The 21,588-nt window shown below is 73.9% G+C and carries 14 protein-coding genes; 10 read left to right on the top strand and 4 right to left on the bottom strand.

The window, feature by feature from the left end:
- The first annotated feature begins 74 nt into the window (after positions 1 to 74).
- The 9 genes from ABS735_RS12160 to ABS735_RS12120 all read left to right on the top strand — a co-directional run bounded on the left by ABS735_RS12160 (position 75) and on the right by ABS735_RS12120 (position 17,605).
- Positions 75 to 929, top strand: a complete 855-nt coding sequence (locus ABS735_RS12160; RefSeq protein WP_373906036.1) for a DUF4132 domain-containing protein — start codon at positions 75 to 77, stop codon at positions 927 to 929.
- Entirely contained in the window at positions 926 to 6,106 is a 5,181-nt protein-coding gene (locus ABS735_RS12155) for a hypothetical protein (protein WP_373906037.1), read from the top strand. Before ABS735_RS12160 ends, ABS735_RS12155 begins: the two co-directional genes overlap by 4 nt.
- A gap of 52 nt (positions 6,107 to 6,158) precedes the next feature.
- Positions 6,159 to 7,328: an ATP-binding protein gene (locus ABS735_RS12150; protein ID WP_373906038.1), complete on the top strand. Its 1,170-nt coding sequence runs from the start codon at positions 6,159 to 6,161 to the stop codon at positions 7,326 to 7,328.
- A 71-nt stretch (positions 7,329 to 7,399) separates the two neighbouring features.
- Positions 7,400 to 11,257, top strand: coding sequence for a vWA domain-containing protein (locus ABS735_RS12145; protein WP_373906039.1), 3,858 nt, complete (start codon positions 7,400 to 7,402; stop codon positions 11,255 to 11,257).
- Entirely contained in the window at positions 11,254 to 13,146 is a 1,893-nt protein-coding gene (locus tag ABS735_RS12140) for a hypothetical protein (protein ID WP_373906040.1), read from the top strand. Before ABS735_RS12145 ends, ABS735_RS12140 begins: the two co-directional genes overlap by 4 nt.
- Before the next feature lie 123 nt (positions 13,147 to 13,269).
- Positions 13,270 to 14,295, top strand: coding sequence for a LacI family DNA-binding transcriptional regulator (locus tag ABS735_RS12135; protein WP_373906223.1), 1,026 nt, complete (start codon positions 13,270 to 13,272; stop codon positions 14,293 to 14,295).
- Between the two features lie 262 nt (positions 14,296 to 14,557).
- Positions 14,558 to 15,718 carry a glycoside hydrolase family 12 protein gene (locus ABS735_RS12130; RefSeq protein ID WP_373906041.1) on the top strand — a complete coding sequence of 387 codons (1,161 nt, stop codon included), beginning with the start codon at positions 14,558 to 14,560 and terminating at the stop codon, positions 15,716 to 15,718.
- Positions 15,719 to 15,950: 232 nt separating this feature from the next.
- Positions 15,951 to 17,045: a lytic polysaccharide monooxygenase gene (locus ABS735_RS12125; protein WP_373906042.1), complete on the top strand. Its 1,095-nt coding sequence runs from the start codon at positions 15,951 to 15,953 to the stop codon at positions 17,043 to 17,045.
- A 134-nt stretch (positions 17,046 to 17,179) separates the two neighbouring features.
- Positions 17,180 to 17,605 (top strand): luciferase domain-containing protein, encoded by a 426-nt coding sequence (locus ABS735_RS12120; protein ID WP_373906043.1) that lies wholly within the window; start codon positions 17,180 to 17,182, stop codon positions 17,603 to 17,605.
- On the opposite strand, the gene ABS735_RS12115 is transcribed toward ABS735_RS12120, so the two are convergent.
- Positions 17,568 to 19,169: an MFS transporter gene (locus ABS735_RS12115; RefSeq protein ID WP_373906044.1), complete on the bottom strand. Its 1,602-nt coding sequence runs from the start codon at positions 19,167 to 19,169 to the stop codon at positions 17,568 to 17,570. The genes ABS735_RS12120 and ABS735_RS12115 overlap by 38 nt on opposite strands.
- Positions 19,170 to 19,289: 120 nt before the next feature.
- Positions 19,290 to 19,763, bottom strand: coding sequence for a MarR family winged helix-turn-helix transcriptional regulator (locus tag ABS735_RS12110; protein ID WP_373906045.1), 474 nt, complete (start codon positions 19,761 to 19,763; stop codon positions 19,290 to 19,292).
- Between the two features lie 155 nt (positions 19,764 to 19,918).
- Here ABS735_RS12110 and ABS735_RS12105 point away from each other — a divergent pair, with 155 nt between their 5' ends.
- Positions 19,919 to 20,287 (top strand): DUF779 domain-containing protein, encoded by a 369-nt coding sequence (locus tag ABS735_RS12105; protein ID WP_373906046.1) that lies wholly within the window; start codon positions 19,919 to 19,921, stop codon positions 20,285 to 20,287.
- 23 nt (positions 20,288 to 20,310) lie between these two features.
- Here ABS735_RS12105 and ABS735_RS12100 read toward each other — a convergent pair whose 3' ends face one another.
- Together ABS735_RS12100 and ABS735_RS12095 are read right to left on the bottom strand one after the other, a co-directional pair.
- The gene (locus ABS735_RS12100; RefSeq protein WP_061446032.1) at positions 20,311 to 20,505 is read right to left on the bottom strand and encodes a hypothetical protein; all 195 of its coding nucleotides are present in this window, start codon (positions 20,503 to 20,505) and stop codon (positions 20,311 to 20,313) included.
- Positions 20,506 to 20,622: 117 nt separating this feature from the next.
- Positions 20,623 to 21,486 (bottom strand): phosphatidylinositol-specific phospholipase C/glycerophosphodiester phosphodiesterase family protein, encoded by an 864-nt coding sequence (locus ABS735_RS12095; RefSeq protein WP_373906047.1) that lies wholly within the window; start codon positions 21,484 to 21,486, stop codon positions 20,623 to 20,625.
- Positions 21,487 to 21,588 lie beyond the last annotated feature (102 nt).

Here is a 21,588-nt window from a genome sequence, read left to right as displayed (position 1 = left end):
CAGCGCTCACGGCGTTGTCAGTGGCCTCGCCTAAAGTCGTCAGCACTTGATCACTGCGGTGCGGGGAGGCACTCATGGGGTGGGTGACGGCCGGGGACTACGAGGTCGCCCTGGACGACGGGAAGGTGGTGTGCCGCAACGCCACCGGACGGCGGCTGAAGTCGGTGCCGGCCAAGCTCGCGGACGATCCCGCGGTGGTCGGACTGCGGCAGCTCGCCGAGTGGCTGGGGCGGCACGAACGCGAGTGCCTGAGCGACGTGGAGCGGTGGATGGTGCGGTCACTGCCCGTGCCCCTGGCCGTGCTCACCCGGGTGTGGCCCGACCCGGCCTGGCGCTCCGCCCTGCGCGACCTCGTGGTCACCGGCGCCGACGGCGAGGTCGCGGGCTTCCTGCGGGACGCCGACCCGGAGCGCGGCCTCGGCCTCGTCGACCTCGACGGAGACACGGTGCGCATCACTCCCGACCTCGTCCGTCTTCCGCATCCCGTGCTCCTCGAAGACCTGGAGGAGTTGCGGGAGTTCGCCGTAGAACTCGGCGTCGAGCAGCGGGCTCAGCAGCTCTTCCGCGAGGTGTGGCACCGCCCCGCCGCACTCGATGCCGAGGCCACCTCCGTCGAGGAGTACGCGGGCGGCGCCTTCAAGGAACTGCGTTTCCTGCACGGTCGGGTCGCCCAGCTCGGTCACCGCGTTCGTGGCGGGTACGCCGTCTGTTCCGCCTGGGAGGACGGCCGGGGCGTGGAGGCCCGCGTCTGGGTCGGCGACTACGACGGCTACGAGGAGACGGAGACCGGTCCCCTGATGTGGACCGACACCGCCGGGCGGGTGCTGGAGCTGGGCCGGGTCGGTCCTGTGGCCTGGTCGGAGGGCATGCGCATGGCCGCCGCGCTGTACGCCGGTCGCGACATCGAGGACGAGGAGCGGGCCGCATGAGCGCCATGAACACCACCACCACGGCCCACGGCGGCACCGCCGCGCACGGGGCCAGCGGCCCCGACGACGCCACCGCCTCCGCCCTGCTCGAAGCCGGCGCGCTGCTGCCGCCGGGCAGCAGCGGCCGGGAGGACGCCGACACCCTCACCGTCCGTACGTACACCCATGCCGCGCTGGGTGAGCGCAGCGTCGTCCGGCTGGTGCCGGGCACCCTCGGGGAGGCCGAGGACCTCGCTCTCGACTTCCTCGGACTCGTACGGGACGCGGAGACTCCCGAAGTCGGGCAGGTCAGGCGGGAGACCCTGGGATTCCCCGCCTGGGCCCTGGTCAACGACCCGGCCAACGGACACCACGCGCTGGCCCTGGTCAAGGACGTGGAGCGGCTCGCGCGCCAGGCCAAGTCCCGCCCCGGCACCGCCAAGGAGGGCTTCGAGAAGCTCGGCGATCGGCTCGGCCGTGCCGTGCCGCACTTCCTGCCGACCTTCTACGAGCAGGCCGCACGGGTTTTCCTCCAGTTCGACAACACCACCTACGCCGCCGCCTTCTTCGGCAAGGCCCGTGACGCGGAGCGGGTGCACGCGCTCGCCGTCGACGAGCAGCGACAGCGTGCCGTGTTCCTGGAGTTCGCTTTCGCCGGGGCCCTGACGGTCAAGGCGCTGAAGCAGCATGTGAAGGATCTCGCCGCCCGGTTGGACGCCGCCGAGGCGTGGGCGCAGTTCCGTCAGCTGGCCGTGGAACGCTGTGCGGCCGGTATGCCGCCGTACGCGTCGCTGCCGCAGGACGCGCGCGTGCTGATCAAGGCGGCCGGGCTGCCCAGGGTGGAAGCGGAGTGCGACCTCGTCGCCGACCTGGTCGCCTCGCCCGCCGCGGTCCGGGCACCCGCCTCCTTCTGGACCGCCTACCGGGCGACCCTGCGTGTCCTCGCCGAACGGCGGCCCGCAGTCAGGGAGCGGCTGCTGGAGATCATGCCGGCCGGACTGGACCACGACGCCAAGAGTGACGACTTCTGGCTCGAACTGCTGGCCGAGTGCGGTGCCGACCGGCTGTTGACCGGCGAGGACGCTGGGACGGCGGGCGGGAGCGAGGCGGCGGTCGAGGTCGCGTGCGGTGTCGACGCGGCGGACTGGCTGAGCCGTTGGGCCGCGCACCGCAAGCGCGGCGCCACGGTGTGCGACAGCTCCCCGGCCACGCTCGCCCTCGTCGCACGGATGGCACCCCGGTTGCGCGCCGAGGGACGGGCAGTCGACCTGTTCACCGGCCGTCGGCACGCGGGCGTCGACATCGCCCTGCTCGACCTGTGCGCGGCGCAGGAGATCCCCCTCGCCGTGCCGGCCCCCGACGTCGAGGTCCACCTCGGACTGGACCGTTGGGTGCGCGACGCCCGGCCCGGGCGGCGCGATCTGGCCGCGGTCGCGGCGGACGCGCGACTGCGCCCGCTGCTGCTGCGGGCGGTCGGGGCCGCGGGACACGAACGGCGGTCCGGCCAGGTGCTGGACCACCTCGCCGACCATCCCGTACTCGGCGGAGTGCTGCGCGAGTGGCTGGACGGCGCCGTCGGTGCACTCGCCGGCGCGGCGGGCCTGCCCGGGGCCCGCGAGGCACTGAACCGGCTGAGCCCCTACCGGTCGGTGGCTCCCCGGGCCAACCCCGAGGCCGTCACCCGTGTCGCCGGGTACGAGGCGGCACCGCTGCTCGGACGTACCGTGCGGGCCGGCATTCTCGACGAACTGGGCTGGCCCGCCCTCGAAGAGGCCTTGCGGCTGCTCGACGCCGAGACCCGGGCCCGGGCCGGAAAGGGGAACGGGGCCGGGGCGCACAGGGACCGCGACACCGCTCTGGTCGTGAACGAGGCGTGGCCCTTTCTGATCCTCAGCCGCGGGCACAAGGCGGTCGTCGTGGGCCCGGACAGGATCCTGCTCGAACACGACCTGCGGCTCCCGCCCGACCTGGACCGCTGGCAGCGTCCACAGTTCCGTTACACCGACGGGGAACTGCTCGTGGTGTGGTGGCAGGACGGCAAGCAGCGCGGCTACTGGTCCACGCGCCCGGCCGAGGTCCTGACACTGACCGGCGAGCGGATCTCCCACTGGTGGCGCAACGACGACGCGGGCGCTGTCTCCATCCCGTTGCCGGGCGGCGGCCGGGCCACCGGGGGACGCACCCTGCACGCCGGCGACAGCGTCCTGCCCGCGAGCCGGCCCGTCATCGGGGACGGCACCTCGTACTGGCGGCAGGGCAGGCAGGGGCGACAGCACGTGTGGCTGGAGTACGACCCCGCGACGGGCTCTCACAGTCGCGCGTCCCTGCCCGCCTTCCTCCGCCTCGGCATCAGCGACGACGCGACACTGCTGCAGGACCGGTGCGAGGTCCTGCCCCTGCAACCAGGTCTGGAGCAGAGCCCGTTCGGAACCGACGGCACCGTACTCGGGCGCTGGGTGAGGGCCGAGGAGGAGGCGGGTGAGGCACTGACCACCGCGGGTACGCCCGACGGCCGGACCGTCACCCTGCGGACCTCCCGGCACGGCGAACGCGTCGCCCCGCTCGGTGCGCTGCGGCTGCCCGGGGGCGCCGCGCCCGTCGTGGCCCGCACACGACGCCAGATCGCCCTGTTCGCACAGGACGACGGTAGCGACACGGGCGTACTCGGCCGAGTGACACCGAACGAGCGGGGCGGGGAATTCGCCGCGGGCACACCTCTCGTCCCGCCGGTCGCCTTCTGGCACGCGCTGCGGCCCCGGGACGAGCGTGCGTCGGCCGTGTTGCGTGCCTTCACCGACGAGGAGGCGGCCGGCCTGCTGCGTGCGGCGACGCGGGCACTGGCCGAACGCCAGGCACAGGTGAGCGCGGCGAAGGCCGCGGACGGAGCGGCCGGTGATCCCGGCGCGGACACGGAAGCGGCCACCGGCTCGACCGCCGCCGGGAACTGGCCGGCGGTGCCGTCCGCCGAGGAGGTGGTACGGCGGGCCGTGGCCCGTACGCTTCCCGGCCTCACCGACAAGCGGCTCCTCGCCGGTGTCACCGCCCTGGTCCGCACCACGGTCCAGATCGCGGACACGGTCACCCGATTCGTCACACCGCCCGCGGAGCAGCCGAAGCCGGAACGGAAGCGGACCGAGGGGATGTTCGCGGACTACCGGCCCCGGCACGGCGACGACCGGACCCTGCGCGCGGCCGCCGACGGCCTGGCCCGGATGTGGGGGTCGTGGGGCGGCGACGGTCAGTGGACCGCGCTCCGGCAGATCCGTGCCGTGAACCACGTGCTCTCGGGAAGGCCCGCCGACGGCAGGCGGCTGCCCGACCGCACCCGTCTGCCCGCCCTCGGCGACGGGTGGCACAGCGACGAGCACACCGTCCCCGGCATCGGCATGGTCTGGCCGACGCTGCTGGGCGCACTGCGGCCGCTGGCCTACCGGGCCACCGCACCGACCACGCCGGAGGCCGAACGGGAGGCGTTGCTCCTCCTGTTCGAGGCACTCGCCGAAGGACCTCTCGCCGCTCCCGGTGACGGCCTCCGGGAGATCGTCCTGGGCGAGCCGTACGACAAGAAGCGGCAGCAGGAGCGTGCGGGCCAGGTCCTGCGAAGGGACGGCCGAACCGTGGTCGTCCTCGGCTGCCAGAACATCGACTACGCCCGCGACCGCGTCAACTGGCTCGCGCTCGACCACGATCCGGCGGACACGTTCGGGGCGGTCGCCCACTTCACGCTGGAGAGGGAGACCCGGCACGCCACGACGCTCCCGGCCGACACGCTCGCCGCGGTCACCCGGCTGACCCGGGACAAGGGAGCCGCGCCCTGGCAGTCCGAGGCGCCCGCCGCCCTCGCCGCCGCCACCCACGGCGGCGTCGGACCACTCCAGGCCACCGTGCTTCTCGCGGGACAAGTCGAGAGTCTCGACGCCGGCGCGCTCGCCACGGCCGGGCTCAAGCCCCGTCAGCTGGACGCGGGCAACCGCATGCTGAACGCGCTCCCCGACACGGACCGGGCCGCGCTCATCGGCGCCCTGCTGCCCGACGACCCCGCCGAACTGTGGACGGCCGGGCCGGACACGGGCGCCGTGGGCAGGACGTGGGCCGAGCGTCTGGGTTCCCTCGTCCGCGTGCCCGAGGACCTGGCCGCAGCGCTGGACGGCCTGCCGACCGGGTCCGCCGAGGCCGTGCTCAACCCGGCGCGCACCCCCTGGCTCAGCCGCACCACGGTCCAACGGCCGGACAAGAACGGCCGGCTGGTCGCGGAGGACCCCGCCGCGGTACCCCGCCGCCATGCGCTGACCGGCGCCGTCGACGCCCTCGGTTCGCTCGCCTACGCCCTCCCCCACGGCCACCCGCTGCGCGCGGCCCTGCCGCAGGGTCTGGCCGCCTTGCGCAGCCGCCTCGCCGACCCGGGACTGCTGTTCGACCTGGGTCTCGAGTGGACGGAGAAGGGCGGCACCACCGCCGCCGAACTCCGCAAGGTCTACGGGCTGCCCGCCGCGGGCGGCGCCGACGCGGACGGTACGACCCGGATCGGTGAGGCCCTCGTCCTGCGCCCCTGGCACGGTGACAGGGAAACCGTACTGGTGCGACCGGCGGGTCTCACCGGCCCGGACGACGCCGTGTTCGGACTGGTCGAAGGGCTCGTGGGTGCCGCGCACGGCGCCGGGGTGCGGACCCTGCGCACCATCCTGGGGGACGAACTCGCGCGAGCCCTCGACGCCGGTCTGGATCCCGAGGGGACCACCGGGTCCGCCCAGAATCCCGCGGTCAGTGTTCCGGCACTCGTCACCGAGGCGGCGGCGGCCCACGGCCTGAGCGAGGACGCGGCCGTGCTCTACCTGCAACTGCTCGCCCTGCCCGACCCGACGGACCGCAACTGCGCCCGCTGGACCGGCTGGAGGCCCGCCCGGTCGAAGAAGGCCCGGGCCGAGCTCGCCGCCACGGAACTGGTCGTCGAGGCCAAGCGGCCGCGGGCCGGCCGTTCCCTCTTCCTGCCCTGTGGCTGGCGTGACCTCAAGTCGCCCGCCCTGCCGGTGGAGACGTGGAAGGAGGGCCTCTACCCGGTCGGCGAAGGGTTCCGGGCCCTTCCGCTGCTCCCGGTGCCCGAGTTGTTCACCCGTGCCTGGGAGCGGATGCGTGCCCAGGACGTTCCCGCCTACGAGGAACTCACCACCCGCGCCACGCGCAAGGGTCGCCGCCGGTGACCCCGCGCGAAGCCACTGTGACCGCCGCCCGATCCCACCGGAAGATCCGTCGATGACCACCACCCTCTCCCCCGACACTGCCCGCCAGATCGTGCCGCCCGAAGACCGGTACGCCTCGGAACTGGCCTTCCTCGCCGCCTACGACGACGGTCCGCGCCCGCCCGCCTGGCGGCTCACCCCCCGCGCCGTTGTCACCTTCGTCATGGGCAGCGACGGCCGTGCCCTGAAGTTTCCCGAGGACGCCGAGGCACCCGAGGGGGTGCCGCGCCGACTGGTGGTGGAGGGCAAGTTCGTCGGCGACCGGGCGCTGGTCGAGCGGTGCGTCGTCACGCTCGCCGGGGAGCGCGGTCTGCTGCTCGTCGGTGAGCCCGGTACCGCCAAGTCCATGCTGTCCGAGTTGCTGTCGGCGGCCGTGTGCGGCACCAGCGGCCTGGTGGTGCAGGGCACGGCGGGTACGACCGAGGACCAGCTCAAGTACGGCTGGAACTACGCCCTGCTGCTCGCCCAGGGCCCCAGCCGGACGGCGCTCGTGCCCTCACCGGTCCTGACCGCGATGACCCGGGGCGGCATCGCCCGCGTCGAGGAGGTGACCCGCTGCCTGCCGGAAGTGCAGGACGCCCTGGTCTCCCTGCTCTCCGAGCGGCGCATCGCCGTCCCCGAGCTCTCGGGCACCGAGGACGCCCTGGCACACGCCACACCCGGGTTCAACCTGATCGCCACCGCCAACCTCCGCGACAAGGGCGTCTCCGAGATGTCCGCCGCGCTCAAGCGCCGCTTCAATTTCGAGACGGTCGGCCCCATCCCGGACCTCGACGCCGAGACGGCCCTGGTCCGCAGCCAGGCACGGGCCTCGGTCGAACGGGCCGGGGCTCCCTTCCAGGTCGACGAGGTGGTCCTGGAAGCACTGGTCGTCGCGTTCCGCGACCTGCGCGAGGGGCGGTCGGCGGAGGGCTGGGAGGTCGAACGCCCCTCCACGGTCATGAGCACCGCGGAGGCCGTGTCGGTCGCGGGCGCGCTGGGGCTCGCCGCGGCCTACTTCCCCGGGGACCGCGACGTACTGGGGCTGCTGCCCGGGCATCTCCTCGGCGTGGTCCGCAAGGACGATCCCGCCGACGCGGCCCGGCTGCGCGGGTACTGGGACGGGCCGGTCCGGCGCCGCGCCGAGCAGGGTTCGGCCACCTGGCGCACCCTGTGGGACCTGCGCACGGTCCTGGAGGGCTGACGGCCGTGTCCCGCCCCTCGTCCTCCCCCGGCGCCCTTTCCTCCTCTTCACCGCTGTCCGCGGACCAAGCGGTGGAAGCGCTCACCGATCCCTCGGCGCCCTTCCTCATCGGCGTACGGCACCATGCTCCGTCCCTGGCCGCGGCCGTGCCCGCGCTGCTGGACCGGGCCGCTCCTGACGTGCTGCTGGTCGAGCTGCCCGCCGAGATGCAGGAGTGGCTCCCCTGGCTGGGCCACGTGGAGACGCGGGCGCCGGTCGCGCTGGCCGCAGCCGGCGCGGAGGAGGGGGCGGGGCCCGCCTTCTATCCGTTCGCCGACTTCTCCCCGGAGCTGGCCGCCGTGCGCTGGGCCTCCCGGCAGGGCGTCCCGGTCGTCGCCTGCGACCTGCCGTTGGCGGACCGGACGTGGCGGGAGGCAAGGCGCTCAGGGGCACCCACCGCACGCACCGGGCCCACCACACGTACCGGGCCCAGCACCGGCACCGCACCCACAACCCGCACGGCACTCACCGCGCCGGAGCCGGACCGTCCGGGCAGCGTGGACCGGGACCGTGCCGGGCTCAGCACGGCGCTGCGGGCGAGGCTCACCGGCCGTCCCGGCGAGGGCCTGTGGGACCGTCTCGTCGAGGCCACGGCGCCGGGTTCGGGGCCGGAGGCGTTGCGCCGCGCCGCGCTCCTGACCGGGTGGGCCCTGCGGGAAGAGGCCGTCGCCTCGGGAGGCGTCCCCGAGCTGGATCTGCGGCGTGAGGCCTGGATGCGCTCCCGTCTGGCCGCCGTTACCGCGGACGGTGCACGGGCCGCCCTGGTCGTCGGCGCGTTCCACGCGCCGGCACTGGTCTCCCCGGCCGCGGCGGCCGAACCCGGTCGGAGCGGCTCCGGCGAGCCCGCGCAAACGGCCGACCGGCCCGGCTCGGCCGACCGGCCCGGCTCGGCCGACCGGCCCGGGTGGGTCACGTCCCTCATCCCGTACACGTACGCCCTCCTGGACGAGCGGTCCGGGTACCCCGCGGGTATCCGGGATCCCGAGTGGCAGCATCTGGTGGTGCGGGCGGCCGGTGATCCCGCCGCGTTGGAGGAGGCGTTGACGCACGCGGCCGTACGTGTGTGTGCGGCACTGCGTGACCTCGGGCATCCGTCGGGGCCCGCCGACGCGCGCGAGATCGTGCGGCTGGCCTCGGACCTGGCACGGCTGCGCGGGCTGCCCGCGGCGGGCCGGGGTGAGCTGGTCGAGGCGGTGCAGACCGTGCTCGCACAGGGCGAGCCGTACGGCAGGGGGCGGGCCGTCGCCAGGGCGATGGAACAGGTCCTCGTCGGGACCCGCAGCGGCCGTCCCGCCCCGGGCGCGCCGCGCAGCGGCCTCGCTCCAGCGGTCGAGGCCGAGCTGACGGCTCTGGGGCTGCCCGGCCCGGACTCGGCCGCCGGCTCACGACCGACGGGGACGGGTGGCGCCGCACGCGGAACCATCGCGTCGGGCACCACCGTTTCGGCCGCGACCGCACGGGATCTGCGGTTGGACCCCCTGCGGTCCGACCTCGACCGCGCGCGCGATCTGTTGCTGCGCCGCCTGACGGTGTGCGGCGTGCCGTACGCCGAGGCGCGCGGCGTCGTCGGTGCGGGCGGCGCCGAGACCTTGACGACACGGTGGGAGGTGCGCTGGACGCCGGCCACCGAGGCGATGCTGAACGCGGTCGGCGTTCACGGTGTCACGCCCGCCCAGGCCGCCGAGGGGGTGCTGCGCGAGCGGTGGCGGGCGGAGCGGGACGAGGGCGGACCCACCGCCGCACAGACCCTGGACGGACTCCGGCAGGCGGCCGAGTGCGGCCTGCCTGACCTGACGGACGCACGGCTCGCGGAGACCGCCGACGTGCTGCCCGGTGCCGCCACGTTGCCCGAACTCCTCGGCGGTCTGGGCCTGCTCGACCGGTTGCGGGCGGGGCACGTCCCGGGGCTGGGTGCCGACGAGGAGCGTGCGGTCCGGGCCACCGCCGTGGCCGAGCTCCTCACCGCCGCGGCGGTACGCCAGGTGGACGGGCTCAGCGGCGCCGAGGACCCGGCGGACGCGCACGCCCTGCTGGAGCTCGCCCACCGCGCGGACGTGCTCGGGGGCGTCCGGCTGACCGACGCGCTGGCCCGGCTGGCCCGTGAGGGCTCGCCCCTGATGCGCGGCGCCGCGGGAGCCGTCCGGGTGCTCCTGGGACACGAGGACCCCGACGTACTCGGCGAACGCGTGGCGTCCTGGGTCGACACGGCACGCGACCGCGCGTCCCGAGCCGCGCTCACCGCCCGGCTCACGGGGCTGCTGACGGCCGCGGGTCCGCTGCTGGAGTCGGCGGCCCCGGCGCTCCAGCCGCTCCTCGACCGGGTGTCGGAGTTGGCCGACCAGGACTTCCTTGACCGGCTGCCGGCGTTGCGCGGCGGCTTCGACACGCTCAGCCCGGCCGCGCGCGACCGCCTCCTCTCCATCGTCGAGGAGCGCCTGGACGTCGACCGGCCGGCCGACACGGGTGGGGTGGATCCTGCCGCGCTCGCCCTGTGGACCCGCGCGGACCTCACGGCACGGTCCTTCCTCGGCGGGCTCGGGCTGCTCCCCCCGACTCCGGCTCCGACCCCAATCCCAACCCCGGCCCCGGCCCCGGCCTCGACCCCGACCCCGGCCCCGGCCCCGGCCCCGGCCCCGACCGCAGCCAACCCGGCCGACGAACCCGGCAAGGCCAAAGAGCCCATCAGGAGCGACACGGCCGACAAGGCCGACGCAGCGGGGACACCCGACAGCACCGCCGCGGCTGCCGCCGCCCCGTCCGTCGTCGGGGATCACCACCTCACCCCGGCCGACCGCTGGCGGCTCGTGCTCGGTCGCCGTACCGACCGGCTGTCCCCGGCGGCGGTCGCACCGGCCACCGCGTTGGACGAGCTGTACGGCAGCGGTCGCGGCGAGGGCAGCCGGGGGGACCTGACCGGGCCCGGTCGGGGCGGCTCGGGCGGCGGCCGGGAGCCGTCGTACCCGAGTGTGCGTGAGTGGTCGGAGGAACTGGCGGCGCTGTTCGGGCCGGGGATCCGCGAGGAAGTGCTGGCGGCCGCGGCCTCGTCGGGCCGGCCGGACGTCCTGGCCGAACTCGCCCCGGACAGCGTGCGGCCCTCCGTCGACCTGCTGCGCACCGTGCTCCGGCATGCGGGCGGCCTGCCCGAGACGCGGCTGGCCGCCCTCCGGCCGCTCGTGCGGCGCCTGGTCGAGGCGCTGACCCGGGAGCTGGCCACGCGCCTGCGCCCCGCACTGCACGGCACCGTGGTACCGCGTCCCAGCCGCCGCCCGGGCGGTGGCCTCGACCTGCCCCGCACCCTGCGGGCCAACCTGTCCTCGGCGCACCGCGGTGCGGACGGCACGGTCCGGGTCCTCCCCGAGCACCCCGTCTTCCGCACCCGGGCCAGGAGAACCGCCGACTGGCGGCTGATCCTGGTGACGGACGTGTCGGGCTCCATGGAGGCGTCCACGGTATGGGCCGCTCTCACCGCATCGGTGCTGGCGGGCGTGCCCACGCTGTCCACGCATTTCCTGGCCTTCTCCACGGAGGTCATGGACCTCACCGACCACGTCGACGACCCGCTGTCCCTGCTGCTCGAGGTCAGTGTGGGCGGCGGCACCCACATCGCCGCGGGGCTGCGGCACGCCCGCGAACTCGTCACCGTGCCGTCCCGCACCCTCGTGGTCGTCGTCAGCGACTTCGAGGAGGGCTGTCCGCTGGGCGGGCTGCTCGCCGAGGTCCGCGCACTGGTCGGGGCCGGCTGCCATGTGCTGGGCTGCGCGAGCCTCGACGACGCGGGCCGGCCCCGCTACTCCACCGGGGTGGCGGGGCAGCTGGTCGCCGCGGGCATGCCGGTCGCCGCGCTCAGTCCACTCGAACTCGCCCGCTGGGTAGGGGAGAAGATCGCATGAGCCCGCACCTTCCGCCGGTCAGCCCTTCGGTGACCGCCCAACTGGTCGCGGCGCTCTCCCCCAGGCTGCGCAAGCGGCTGGACGCCGGTGTCGCCAAGGTCACGGGGCGGCCCGTGGTCCGGGACGGCGACGTCGTACGCATCGCGGTCGACGACGACACCGACCTCGAACTGCACGCGTCCGGTGGGGTCGTGACCAGTGCCGAGGCGATCCGCTGCGGTTGCCTGCTCGCGCCCGACTGCCTTCACCGGGCCGCCGCGGCATCGGCGGCCCCGGTCGCCGACCTCACGGAACCACCGAAGACGGCACAGCCGACGTCGGCCTCGGCCTCGACTCCCGCTGCCGTCCCCACCCCCGCTCCCGCTCCCGCTCCCGCTCCCGCTCCCGCTCCCGCTCCCGCCTGCGACCCCTACCCCGAATCGGCCACCCCCGCCCAGTGCGCCGCCGCGGCCGCCCTGCGCGATGCGGCGGCCGCGGTGCTGGAGGCCGGCACCGACGGCGCCGGAGCCGTACTCCAGGCCGAGTTGCTGCGGGCGGCGCACACCGCTCGGCTCGCCGGACTCCCGCGCGCGGCCGGCCGTGCCGTGGCCGTGGTCACGGCGTTGCGTGCGGCCCGTGACGCCGACCCCGCCCACCGCCTGAGCGACCTCGCCGCCGCCCTGCGCGACGTCCTGGTCATCGCCCACCGCCTCCCGGAGGCCACCGGGCCCGAACTCGCCGGGCTGCGCGGCAGGGTACGGCAGCCATACACACCGGACGGCTCACTGCGCCTGTACGGGCTCTTCGCCGAACCGGTCCTCACGGCGACCGGTTACGCGGGCACCGTCACCTGGACCTCCGATGCCTCGGGGCGGCTCTGCACGGTCTCGGACGTGGCCCCGGGCGGCGCCGACCGGGCCACTGCGTCGGCGGACCGAGCCGTACGCATCGGCGACACCACTCTGACCCACCGTGAACTCTCCCGTGCGGGACTCGCCGTGTCCGGGGCGACGGTCTCCCCGACGGGGCGTCTGGGGGCGGGGGCGGGTGTACGGGCCGTGCGTGCGCCCGGCGCCTCGTGGTACGCCGAGCCGCTCGACCGCCTGTGGGCGGTGCCGGTGACCGAACAGGTCTCCCGGGCGCTGGCCAGCGGCCTCGACCTGCCCGACGCCGGCGGTGCGAGCGCGCGGGACGATCGGGACGGCCAAGACCTGCTGTTCCTCGACGTCTCAATCATCGGCACGGTCCGCGAGGCGGCGGGCGAGTGTCTGCTCGCCGACTGCGACGGTCTGGCCGTCCGGCTCGCCGCAGCCCACGACGACCCCGCGCTGTACCACCGTGAGAACCTCCGTCTCCTCGCGCTCCTCGCGTCCGCGCCGGGCGCCCGGCTGCGCGTGGTCGCCCGGCTCACGCCGGCCCCGCTCCCCCGCGCGTTGCTGCTGGCGGCGAGCCATCCCACCGATCCGGGCGCCCGTGTCGACCTCGGCCTCGACCGGCTCCGGCGCGCGGACCTGCCCGCAGAACCGGCTCAGGGCACCGCACCCGGCGCCCGGAGCGCACCGGCCGTGCAGCCGGCGCCCGTCGCCGACGAAGCTCCCGTGCATCTGCTGCGGCGCCGGGTCCACCAGGCCGTGTCCGGGGGCCGCCGCGTGCTCGCCTTCCCCGGAAGCCGGGAGTCGGAGGCCACGCGGCTGCGCCGGTACGGCCTCGGCACCGCCGGTGAGCTGCTCGCCGAGTTGCACGCCACCGCCGCGGAACGGGCACGCGACCCCTTCGGCCGACTGCTCCCTGCCGACACCGGGCGCTTCGCCCGCGCGTGGCTCGGCGCGGCCCTCTACACGGAGGAGGTCGACCGGGCCCTGTGCGCCGCCGCATGGGGCGCGAGCCTCCCCGGCCTCACCGCGCGGTGACCCCACCGTCCCGGCGGGCACCACGGAACGGGCCGATGGTCTGACGCCACCCTCGCGATCGCCCCGCCGGGCCGGGGCGGGTCACCGTAGTATCGGATGATCTCGTGGGGGAAGGCGGCGGACATGGGCAGGCAGCGTCCCGGTACGCCGACCCTGGAGGAGGTGGCCGCCCTCGCCGGCGTGGGCCGGGGCACCGTCTCGAGGGTCGTCAACAACGCGGCGGGCGTGCGGGATTCGACGCGCCGCGCCGTGCAGCGGGCCATCGTCGAACTGGGGTACGTCCCGAATCTCGCGGCCCGTTCCCTGGCGGGACACCGCGCCGACGCCATCGCGCTGGTGATGACGGAGCCGGACTGGCGGCTGTTCGGGGAGCCGTTCTTCACCGAGGTCGTCCACGCGGTCGGCGACGCCCTCACCGACACCCCGGTGCAGTTGCTGCTCACCCTGGTCCGTACGGACACCGAGCGGCAGCGCTTCGTGGAGTACGCGCGCGGCGGCCGGGTCGACGGCGTGCTGCTCATGTCCGTGCACGCCGAGGATCCGCTGCCGGACATGCTCGCCAAGGCGGGACTGCCCACCGTCATGCTGGGGCGGCGTTCCGGCGAGGAGGGCGTCACGTATGTCGACGCCGACAACGCGGGCGGCGCGCGGGTCGCGGTCACGTATCTTCTGGACGCCGGCCGGAGCACGATCGGGGCCATCAGCGGACCGCTCGACATGTACGTCGCCCAGTGCCGACTGCGCGGGTACCGGGAGGCGCTGGAGTCGGCGGGCGTGGCGGCCGCGGCGTCGCTGGTCGTCGAGGGGAGCGACTTCGCGGAGGAGAGCGGGTACCGGGCGATGACCGGCCTGCTCGCCCGGCACCCGGAACTCGACGCGGTTTTCGCCGCGTCGGACACGCTGGCCGCCGGGGCGCTCAACGCGCTGCGGGCTGCGGGCCGCCGGGTGCCGCAGGACGTCGCGGTGATCGGCTTCGACGACTTTCACCCGGCCCGCCCCACGGACCCGCCGCTGACGACGGTCCGGCAGCCGCTGGAGGAGATCGGCCGCACGATGGTGCGGCTGCTGCAGGAGGAGATGGAGGACTCCCCCGCCGCCTGGCGGCACGTCATCCTCCGTACGGAGCTGGTGATCCGCGACTCCGCCTGAGCGAGGCCTGGCACGACGCCTGGAACGACGCCTGGGACGACGCCTGAGTGCCATGTCCGCCGGGAGCGCTCCCGGCGAGGGCGCCTCTCACCTGTGTCTTCGAGATTCGTTCGACAACATGGGCGCGCACAGTCTTGTCAGGAACATGAACCACTCCTACAGTCCTCAATCAACCGGTAAGTGGGAGCGCTCCCATCAGTGGGGAGTTGGGAGCGCTCCCGCACCGGCCCCCTCCTTCCCCCCGCACCCCCGGAGAGGCCCCATGCGAACGTTACGGCCCCGACTCCGCGCCCGGCGTGGCCTCTTGGGCGCCCTGAGCGCTGCCTCAGTGGCCTTCGCCCTCGTCGCGTCGCTCGCGACCGCCGCGGCGCCGGCCCAGGCGGACACGACGATCTGCGAACCGTTCGGGACGACGACGATCCAGGGACGGTACGTCGTCCAGAACAACCGCTGGGGTTCCAGCGCCACCCAGTGCGTCACCGCCACCGACACCGGCTTCCGGGTCACACAGGCCGACGGCTCGGCACCGACCAACGGGGCGCCGAAGTCGTACCCGTCGGTCTTCAACGGCTGCCATTACACGGCCTGTTCGCCTGGCACCAACCTCCCCGTCCGGCTCGACACCGTCTCCGAGGCGCCTTCCAGCATCTCGTACGGCTTCGTCGACAACGCCGTCTACAACGCCTCGTACGACATATGGCTCGACCCGACCGCCCGGACCGACGGGGTCAACCAGACCGAGATCATGATCTGGTTCAACAGGGTGGGCCCGATCCAGCCCATCGGCTCACCGGTGGGCACGGCGACCGTCGGCGGACGGACCTGGGAGGTGTGGAGCGGCGGCAACGGATCCAACGACGTGCTGTCGTTCGTCGCGCCGTCGGCGATCACCGGCTGGAGCTTCGACGTCATGGACTTCGTCCGGGCGACCGTAGCGCGCGGACTCGCCGAGGACGACTGGTACCTGACGAGTGTGCAGGCAGGGTTCGAGCCCTGGCAGAACGGCGCCGGACTGGCCGTGAACTCCTTCTCCTCCACCGTCGAGACCGGCGGCACCCCGGGCGGCACGGACCCCGGTCCGGACCCCGGCGACCCGGGTGACGCGTCGGCGTGCGAGGTGTCGTACGGCACGAACGTGTGGCAGGGCGGCTTCACCGCCGACGTCTCCGTCACCAACACGGGCACGGCTCCGGTCGACGGCTGGCAGCTCGCCTTCGCCCTGCCCTCCGGCCAGCGGATCAGCAACGCCTGGAACGCCTCCGTCACGCCGTCCACGGGCAGTGTCACGGCGACCGGCGTGAGCCACAACGCCCGGATCGCACCCGGCGGCAGCCTGTCGTTCGGCTTCCAGGGCACGTACAGCGGCGCGTTCGCCGAGCCGGCCGGCTTCCGCCTCAACGGCATCGCCTGCACCACGGCCTAGCAGCCGGCCTCCCCGCCCCACCGCCTCCTCGCCCGTCCGGTCGAAGCGCCCGCCCCGGACGGGCGGGGGTTCCATCACAGCCAGTCCTCACTTTGACATGAACCGACCAACACGAAGAACGCGACCTGCACCGAGAACACAACAGAGGACCCACCCCGACCCAGACCCGTACCCCGACCCAGACCCGTACCCCGAACCGGAACCGGAACCGGAACCGAACCAGGAGACCCCTATGGCTCGACGCAGCAGATTCCTGTCTTTAGCGGCGGTGATGGCCACCCTGCTCAGCGCGCTCGGCGTGAGCTTCTTGCTCGGGCAGGGGCAGGCCCAGGCGCACGGCGTGGCGATGATGCCCGGCTCCCGCACCTACCTGTGCCAGCTGGACGCCAAGACCGGCACCGGTGCCCTGGATCCGACGAACCCTGCCTGTCAGGCCGCGCTCGACCAGAGCGGGGCGACGGCGCTGTACAACTGGTTCGCCGTGCTCGACTCCAACGCGGGCGGCCGCGGCGCCGGTTACGTGCCGGACGGCACCCTGTGCAGCGCGGGCGACCGTTCCCCGTACGACTTCTCCGCCTACAACGCCCCCCGCGGTGACTGGCCCCGGACGCATCTGACGTCGGGGGCGACGATCCCGGTGCAGTACAGCAACTGGGCGGCCCACCCGGGTGACTTCCGCGTGTACCTGACCAAGCCGGGCTGGTCGCCCACCTCCGAGCTGGGCTGGGACGACCTGGAGCTGATCCGGACGGTGACCAACCCGCCCCAGCAGGGCTCTCCCGGGACCGATGGAGGCCACTACTACTGGGACCTCGCGCTGCCCTCGGGTCGCTCGGGCGACGCGCTGATCTTCATGCAGTGGGTGCGTTCGGACAGCCAGGAGAACTTCTTCTCCTGCTCGGACGTCGTCTTCGACGGCGGCAACGGAGAGGTCACCGGCATCCGCGGTTCCGGCAGCACTCCGGGCCCGGATCCGACGCCGGACCCGACGGACCCGACGGACCCGCCGACGCACACCGGTTCCTGCATGGCCGTGTACTCCGTGGAGAACTCCTGGAGCGGCGGCTTCCAGGGCTCGGTCGAGGTGATGAACCACGGCACCGAGCCGCTGAACGGCTGGGCCGTGCAGTGGCAGCCGGGCAGCGGGACCACACTCGGCGGGGTGTGGAACGGTTCGCTGTCCAGTGACGCCGACGGCACGGTCACGGTCCGGAACGTGGACCACAACCGCGTCGTACCACCGGACGGGAGCGTGACCTTCGGCTTCACCGCCACGTCGACGGGCAACGACTTCCCGGCCGGCTCGATCGGCTGCGCCACCCCCTGACATCCTCTGAACCGCCTGACACACGTCGGCACACGGTCGGCGGGGCCCCCGCTGGGTTCCCCGCCGACCTCACGTGCCGGTTACGAATCGCTCAACCTCTGGTTGCGAAGCGGTGATCGAGCGACGATAGGGCCATGACTCTGGCCCAGCGCGCCTTTGAGCGGCTGCACGCCTGGCCCGACCTCTCCGCGGGTCCGGCCAGTTGCCGAACCGGACGGGCGCTGCGCTCCGTCCGCGACGAGATCGTCCACTTCCACTCGGACCGGGACGTGGACCTCCACCTCACCCATCGGGCCATCCAGCGCTTCCAGTACGACCTCGGCGGCTCCACCGCCATCCGCCTGGTGCCCGGCTCCCGTTGGGTGACCGTGCACCTGGACTGCGACGCGGACGTCGACCTGCTGCTGAGCCTGACGAGCATCGCGCTCAAGGCCCACCAGTCCCGGCCCCCGACCGACCTCACCTCGGGACCCTCGGGGTCCTCCGGGTCCTCGGCGCCCCCGGGGTGCAACTTCCACCGGGTCACGGTGCTTCCGCGCTCCGCGGCCGGGGAGGCCTGAGCCCCGCCGCGGCAAGGACCGCGCCGAGCACGCAGAGGGCGCCGGTGACGGTCACGGCCACGTGGACGCCGTTCATGAACGCCTGCCCGCTGCCCTCCACCACGGCGGCCCGCAGCCCGGCCGGCATGTCACCGGAGACGGGTGCCACGCCCATCGCCACGGCGTCCTTGGCCTCCTGGAGACCGTCCGCCACGGCCGGGGGCACCCCCGCCCCGGTCAGCTCACCGGTGAGCGTGGCGCCGACCTCGGCGCTGATCAGGGAGACCAGCACGGACGTGCCGAGGGCCCCGCCGATCTGCAGGGTCGTCGCCTGCAGGCCTCCCGCGACACCGCCGTCCTTGACGGGGGCGTTGCCCACGATGGCGTCGGAGGAGGCGGACATCACCATGCCGACGCCGAGGCCGAGCGCGATGAACGGCGGCCACATCGTGGCGTAGGAGGAGTCGGTCTGCCAGGTGAGCATGCCGAAGCAGGAGGCCGCCTGGAGCAGCATGCCCAGCGGCATCGTCAGCCGGGGGCCGAAGCGCTGGGTCAGGGCCGCACCCAGGGGCGAGGCCACCAGCGAGGCGAGGCTGAGCGGGAGCGTCCGCACGCCCGCCTCGACCGGCGTGAAGCCGCGCACGTTCTGCAGGTACAGCATGACGAAGAAGATCATGCCGAGCAGGACGAAGAAGTTCAGCGCGGTGACGATCGCGCCGATGGTCAGCGCGCGGCTGCGGAACAGGCGCATCGGCAGCAGCGGGTGCTCCACGCGGGTCTCGTGCCGGCCGAACACGAGCAGGAGTACGAGACCCGCGGCGACCGCGCCGAGGGTGCCTGCGGAGGTCCAGCCCCAGGTCTCTCCCTTGACGACGCCGAAGACGACGGCCAGGAGGCCGGCGGCGAGCAGGACGAGGCCGGGTATGTCGAAGCGCTCGCGGCCTGCGGCGTTGCGGCTCTCCGGGAGGACGAGGGCACCGAAGACGACGGCGACGACACCGATGGGGGCGTTGATGTAGAAGACGGATTCCCAGTCGACGTGCTCCACCAGGAGGCCGCCGACGATGGGTCCGAGGGCCGTCGCGACGGCGGAGACCATGGCCCAGATGCCCACGGCCATGGCGAACTTCTTCGGCGGGAAGACGGAGCGGAGCAGTCCGAGGGTGTTGGGCATCAGCAGTCCGCCGAAGGCACCTTGGAGGGCGCGGAAGGCGACGACGCCCTCGATCGAACCGGACAGGCCGATGGCGACGGAGGCGAGGGTGAAGCCGGCGACGCCGACCAGGTAGTAGGTGCGGCGGCCGAACCGGTCACCGAGCTTGCCGCCCAGGATGAGGGTGGCGGCGAGCGCGAGCAGGTAGGCGTTGGTCACCCACTGGAGTTGGGCGGTGGACGCGTGCAGGTCGCTGCCGATCTCGGGGTTGGCGATGGCGACGACGGACCCGTCGAGCTGGACCATGAACAGTCCGAACGCGACGGCGAGGAGAGTCAGCCACGGGTTGGACCGCAGGCGGCCGGCCGCAGGTGGGGCGGTGGCGGTCTCGGCCGCGGGCGTGAGGGGGTGATCCACGGACGTGGACGGCATGGCGGAGCCTTCTCTTCCGGATTCGGCGGTGCCGCAGCGAGGGGTGCTGCAGGGGGCGGTAGCGCAAGAAGGGGTGCTGCGGGAAAGGGAACGGCGCGCCGCGGGGGGCGGGCGCGTGTGTCAGCGAGCGCTGGGGTGGAGGTGCCGCGTCAACGCGTCGAGGGCGTCCAGGGCGGAGCCGAGCGCGCCCTGCTGGCCTTCGGTGAGGGCGGTCAGGGCGTGGCGGATGAACGCGGTCTCCAGTTCCCGCACCTCGGACAGCCGCTCACGGGCCATGGCCGTGAGGTGGAGGTGGGCGACCCGCTTGTCGGCGCTGTCCCGCCTGCGCTCCAGGTCGCCCTGCTCGGTGAGCTGGGAGACCAGGGCGCTGACGTTGTTCGGCTTCATCAGCAGGGCCTCGGCGGCCTCGCGCACCGTGGCGCCCTCGTGCTGCGCGACGAACCGCAGCAGGGCGAGCTGCCCCTCGGGGGGCTTGGGGTGCGGGTACCGGGCGGCGACCTGCCGGTCCAGCGCCCTGTGCAGCGCGGGAAGGCACGCCGCGAGCCCGGAGGCCATGCGGTCGATGTCCCGGCGAGGGGTGCTGGAGTCGGTCACCCGCCAACAATAGATATGAACAGATAGGTATGTCAAAAGAGGCAGTAGGGGCGACCGTCCGACCGCCACCCGGCTGCCCGGCCGCCCGGCCGCCTGACTCCCGCCACCGGCGCCGCGCAACGCACTCGCAACGTTCCCCGTGCTGACATGGCGGTATGGGCGACACATACGAGGAGACCCCGCGCGTCGAGCTGACCCCCGAGGCGTCCGCACTGCTGCGGCGGCTCCGCGAGGCGCACGGCCCGCTGATGTTCCACCAGTCCGGCGGCTGCTGCGACGGCAGCGCCCCCATGTGCTACCCGGCCGGCGAGTTCCGCACCGGCGCCTCGGACGTCCTGCTCGGCGAACTGGCCGTGGACGGCGTCGCGGAGCCGGTGGAGTTCTGGATGTCGCGCAGTCAGTACGAGGTGTGGAGTCACACCCGGCTGATCGTGGACGTCGTCCCGGGCCGGGGCAGCGGCTTCTCGCTGGAGGCGCCCGAGGGGGTGCGCTTCCTCATCCGTTCCCGGGTCGTGGACGCCTAGCCCTCGCGCACCTCCTCGACGTTCTACGGTCTGAGGCTGCTCACGATCTCCGCCGTCGCGGTCAGCCCACTGCTGATGGTCGGGGCGATGCTCGTGCTCGCCAGGTAGAAGCCGAGCAGCAGGCACACCAGTGCGTGCGAGACCTTCAGCCCGCCGTTGCGCAGGAAGAGCACCGCCAGGATGAACAGCAAGAGCACCACAGAGATGGAAACGGCCATCGTCAACCTCCTCCGCCACGTCCACTTCGCGGCGTTCGGCCGCAAGTGTGGCGTAGCGGAGGGTTCGTCCGTGCGGCTGACCTGTCCTCCGAACGAGTGGTATTCCGGCGCCTGCCCCTACCGCTCCCGGCGGGCGTCGAGGAAGGCCTCCAGACCGGCGAGGTCGTCGGTGTTGAGATGGTCGACACCGGCGGCGAGCAGTTCGCCCCACACGGCGTCCCGCGCGGGCCCGGCCACGTCGGGCGTGGCCCAGAAGCGCACCCGCTGCCCGCGGGCGTGGGCCGCACCCACGATCTCCCGCAGCCGGCGCCGCTCGGCCGCCGGGAAGGCGCCCACGCCCTGCCAGGTGAAGTTGAGCGTCCAGTTGTCGCTGATCAGAGGGACGAAGGAGGCCGGTGCGGCGGTGCCGAGATCGGTGAGCCGGCCGTCGTAGAAGGCCCGGCGGGTGCGCTGGGCCTCCATGGGCGCGCGGGCGGCCCGGTCGCCGGAGACCACCGCGGTGACCGCGCCCGGGAACACGCGTCCGTGGGCGCAGGAGGTGAACAGGTGCTGGTAGCGGCGCAGGTGCCGGTCGAGTTCGAGGTACGTCGACTCGCCCTCGGTCTTGATGTCGATCAGGAGTTGCAGGGAGCCGCGGTCCCGCCGGTACACGCGACCGTGGTTCGCGCGGACGCGGGCGGCGAGCGGGTCGAGGTAGAGCGACTCCAGGGTGCGGGACGGGTCGAGGTCCTCCGGGTCGTGGGCGACGAGGAGTTGGCCGCCGACCAGGTAGATGTCGGCCTCGACGCTGCCGAAGCGGTGGTCGAGGGCGTCGAGGAGGGGACGGGGGTGCTCGTAGTCGTTGTGGGCGTGCGCGCGCCACAACGGGCGCGGCCCGTGCCTGCCTTCGGACGCCAGCGCGGTGCCGGCGGGCAGGGCGACCGCGCCCGCGAGGGCGGCGCCGAGGGTGGTGAGGGCTCTGCGTCGGGTGGTGAGGGCCATGCTCTGCCTCCCTGGAAGTGCCGTACGGGACCCAGTGAGTATGGGGTCCCGGTGGCCTCACGGAGCAGAGCCGTGCGGGGAGTTGGCCGGACCGCCGCCGGT

The sequence above is a fragment of the Streptomyces sp. MMCC 100 genome, from assembly GCF_041538145.2.
Lineage (GTDB): Bacteria > Actinomycetota > Actinomycetes > Streptomycetales > Streptomycetaceae > Streptomyces.
Note: the sequence above shows the minus strand (reverse complement) of the source record. Positions and strands in the feature narration are given on the sequence as shown.

Bases quoted from the DNA above. Each gene is read 5' to 3' on its own strand.
- ABS735_RS12100 (WP_061446032.1), bottom strand. From the start codon at position 20,505: ATGGCCGTTTCCATCTCTGTGGTGCTCTTGCTGTTCATCCTGGCGGTG.
- ABS735_RS12095 (WP_373906047.1), bottom strand. From the start codon at position 21,486: ATGGCCCTCACCACCCGACGCAGAGCCCTCACCACCCTCGGCGCCGCC.
- ABS735_RS12105 (WP_373906046.1), top strand. From the start codon at position 19,919: ATGGGCGACACATACGAGGAGACCCCGCGCGTCGAGCTGACCCCCGAG.
- ABS735_RS12160 (WP_373906036.1), top strand. From the start codon at position 75: ATGGGGTGGGTGACGGCCGGGGACTACGAGGTCGCCCTGGACGACGGG.
- ABS735_RS12150 (WP_373906038.1), top strand. From the start codon at position 6,159: ATGACCACCACCCTCTCCCCCGACACTGCCCGCCAGATCGTGCCGCCC.
- ABS735_RS12155 (WP_373906037.1), top strand. From the start codon at position 926: ATGAGCGCCATGAACACCACCACCACGGCCCACGGCGGCACCGCCGCG.
- ABS735_RS12140 (WP_373906040.1), top strand. From the start codon at position 11,254: ATGAGCCCGCACCTTCCGCCGGTCAGCCCTTCGGTGACCGCCCAACTG.
- ABS735_RS12135 (WP_373906223.1), top strand. From the start codon at position 13,270: ATGGGCAGGCAGCGTCCCGGTACGCCGACCCTGGAGGAGGTGGCCGCC.
- ABS735_RS12125 (WP_373906042.1), top strand. From the start codon at position 15,951: ATGGCTCGACGCAGCAGATTCCTGTCTTTAGCGGCGGTGATGGCCACC.
- ABS735_RS12130 (WP_373906041.1), top strand. From the start codon at position 14,558: ATGCGAACGTTACGGCCCCGACTCCGCGCCCGGCGTGGCCTCTTGGGC.
- ABS735_RS12115 (WP_373906044.1), bottom strand. From the start codon at position 19,169: ATGCCGTCCACGTCCGTGGATCACCCCCTCACGCCCGCGGCCGAGACC.
- ABS735_RS12120 (WP_373906043.1), top strand. From the start codon at position 17,180: ATGACTCTGGCCCAGCGCGCCTTTGAGCGGCTGCACGCCTGGCCCGAC.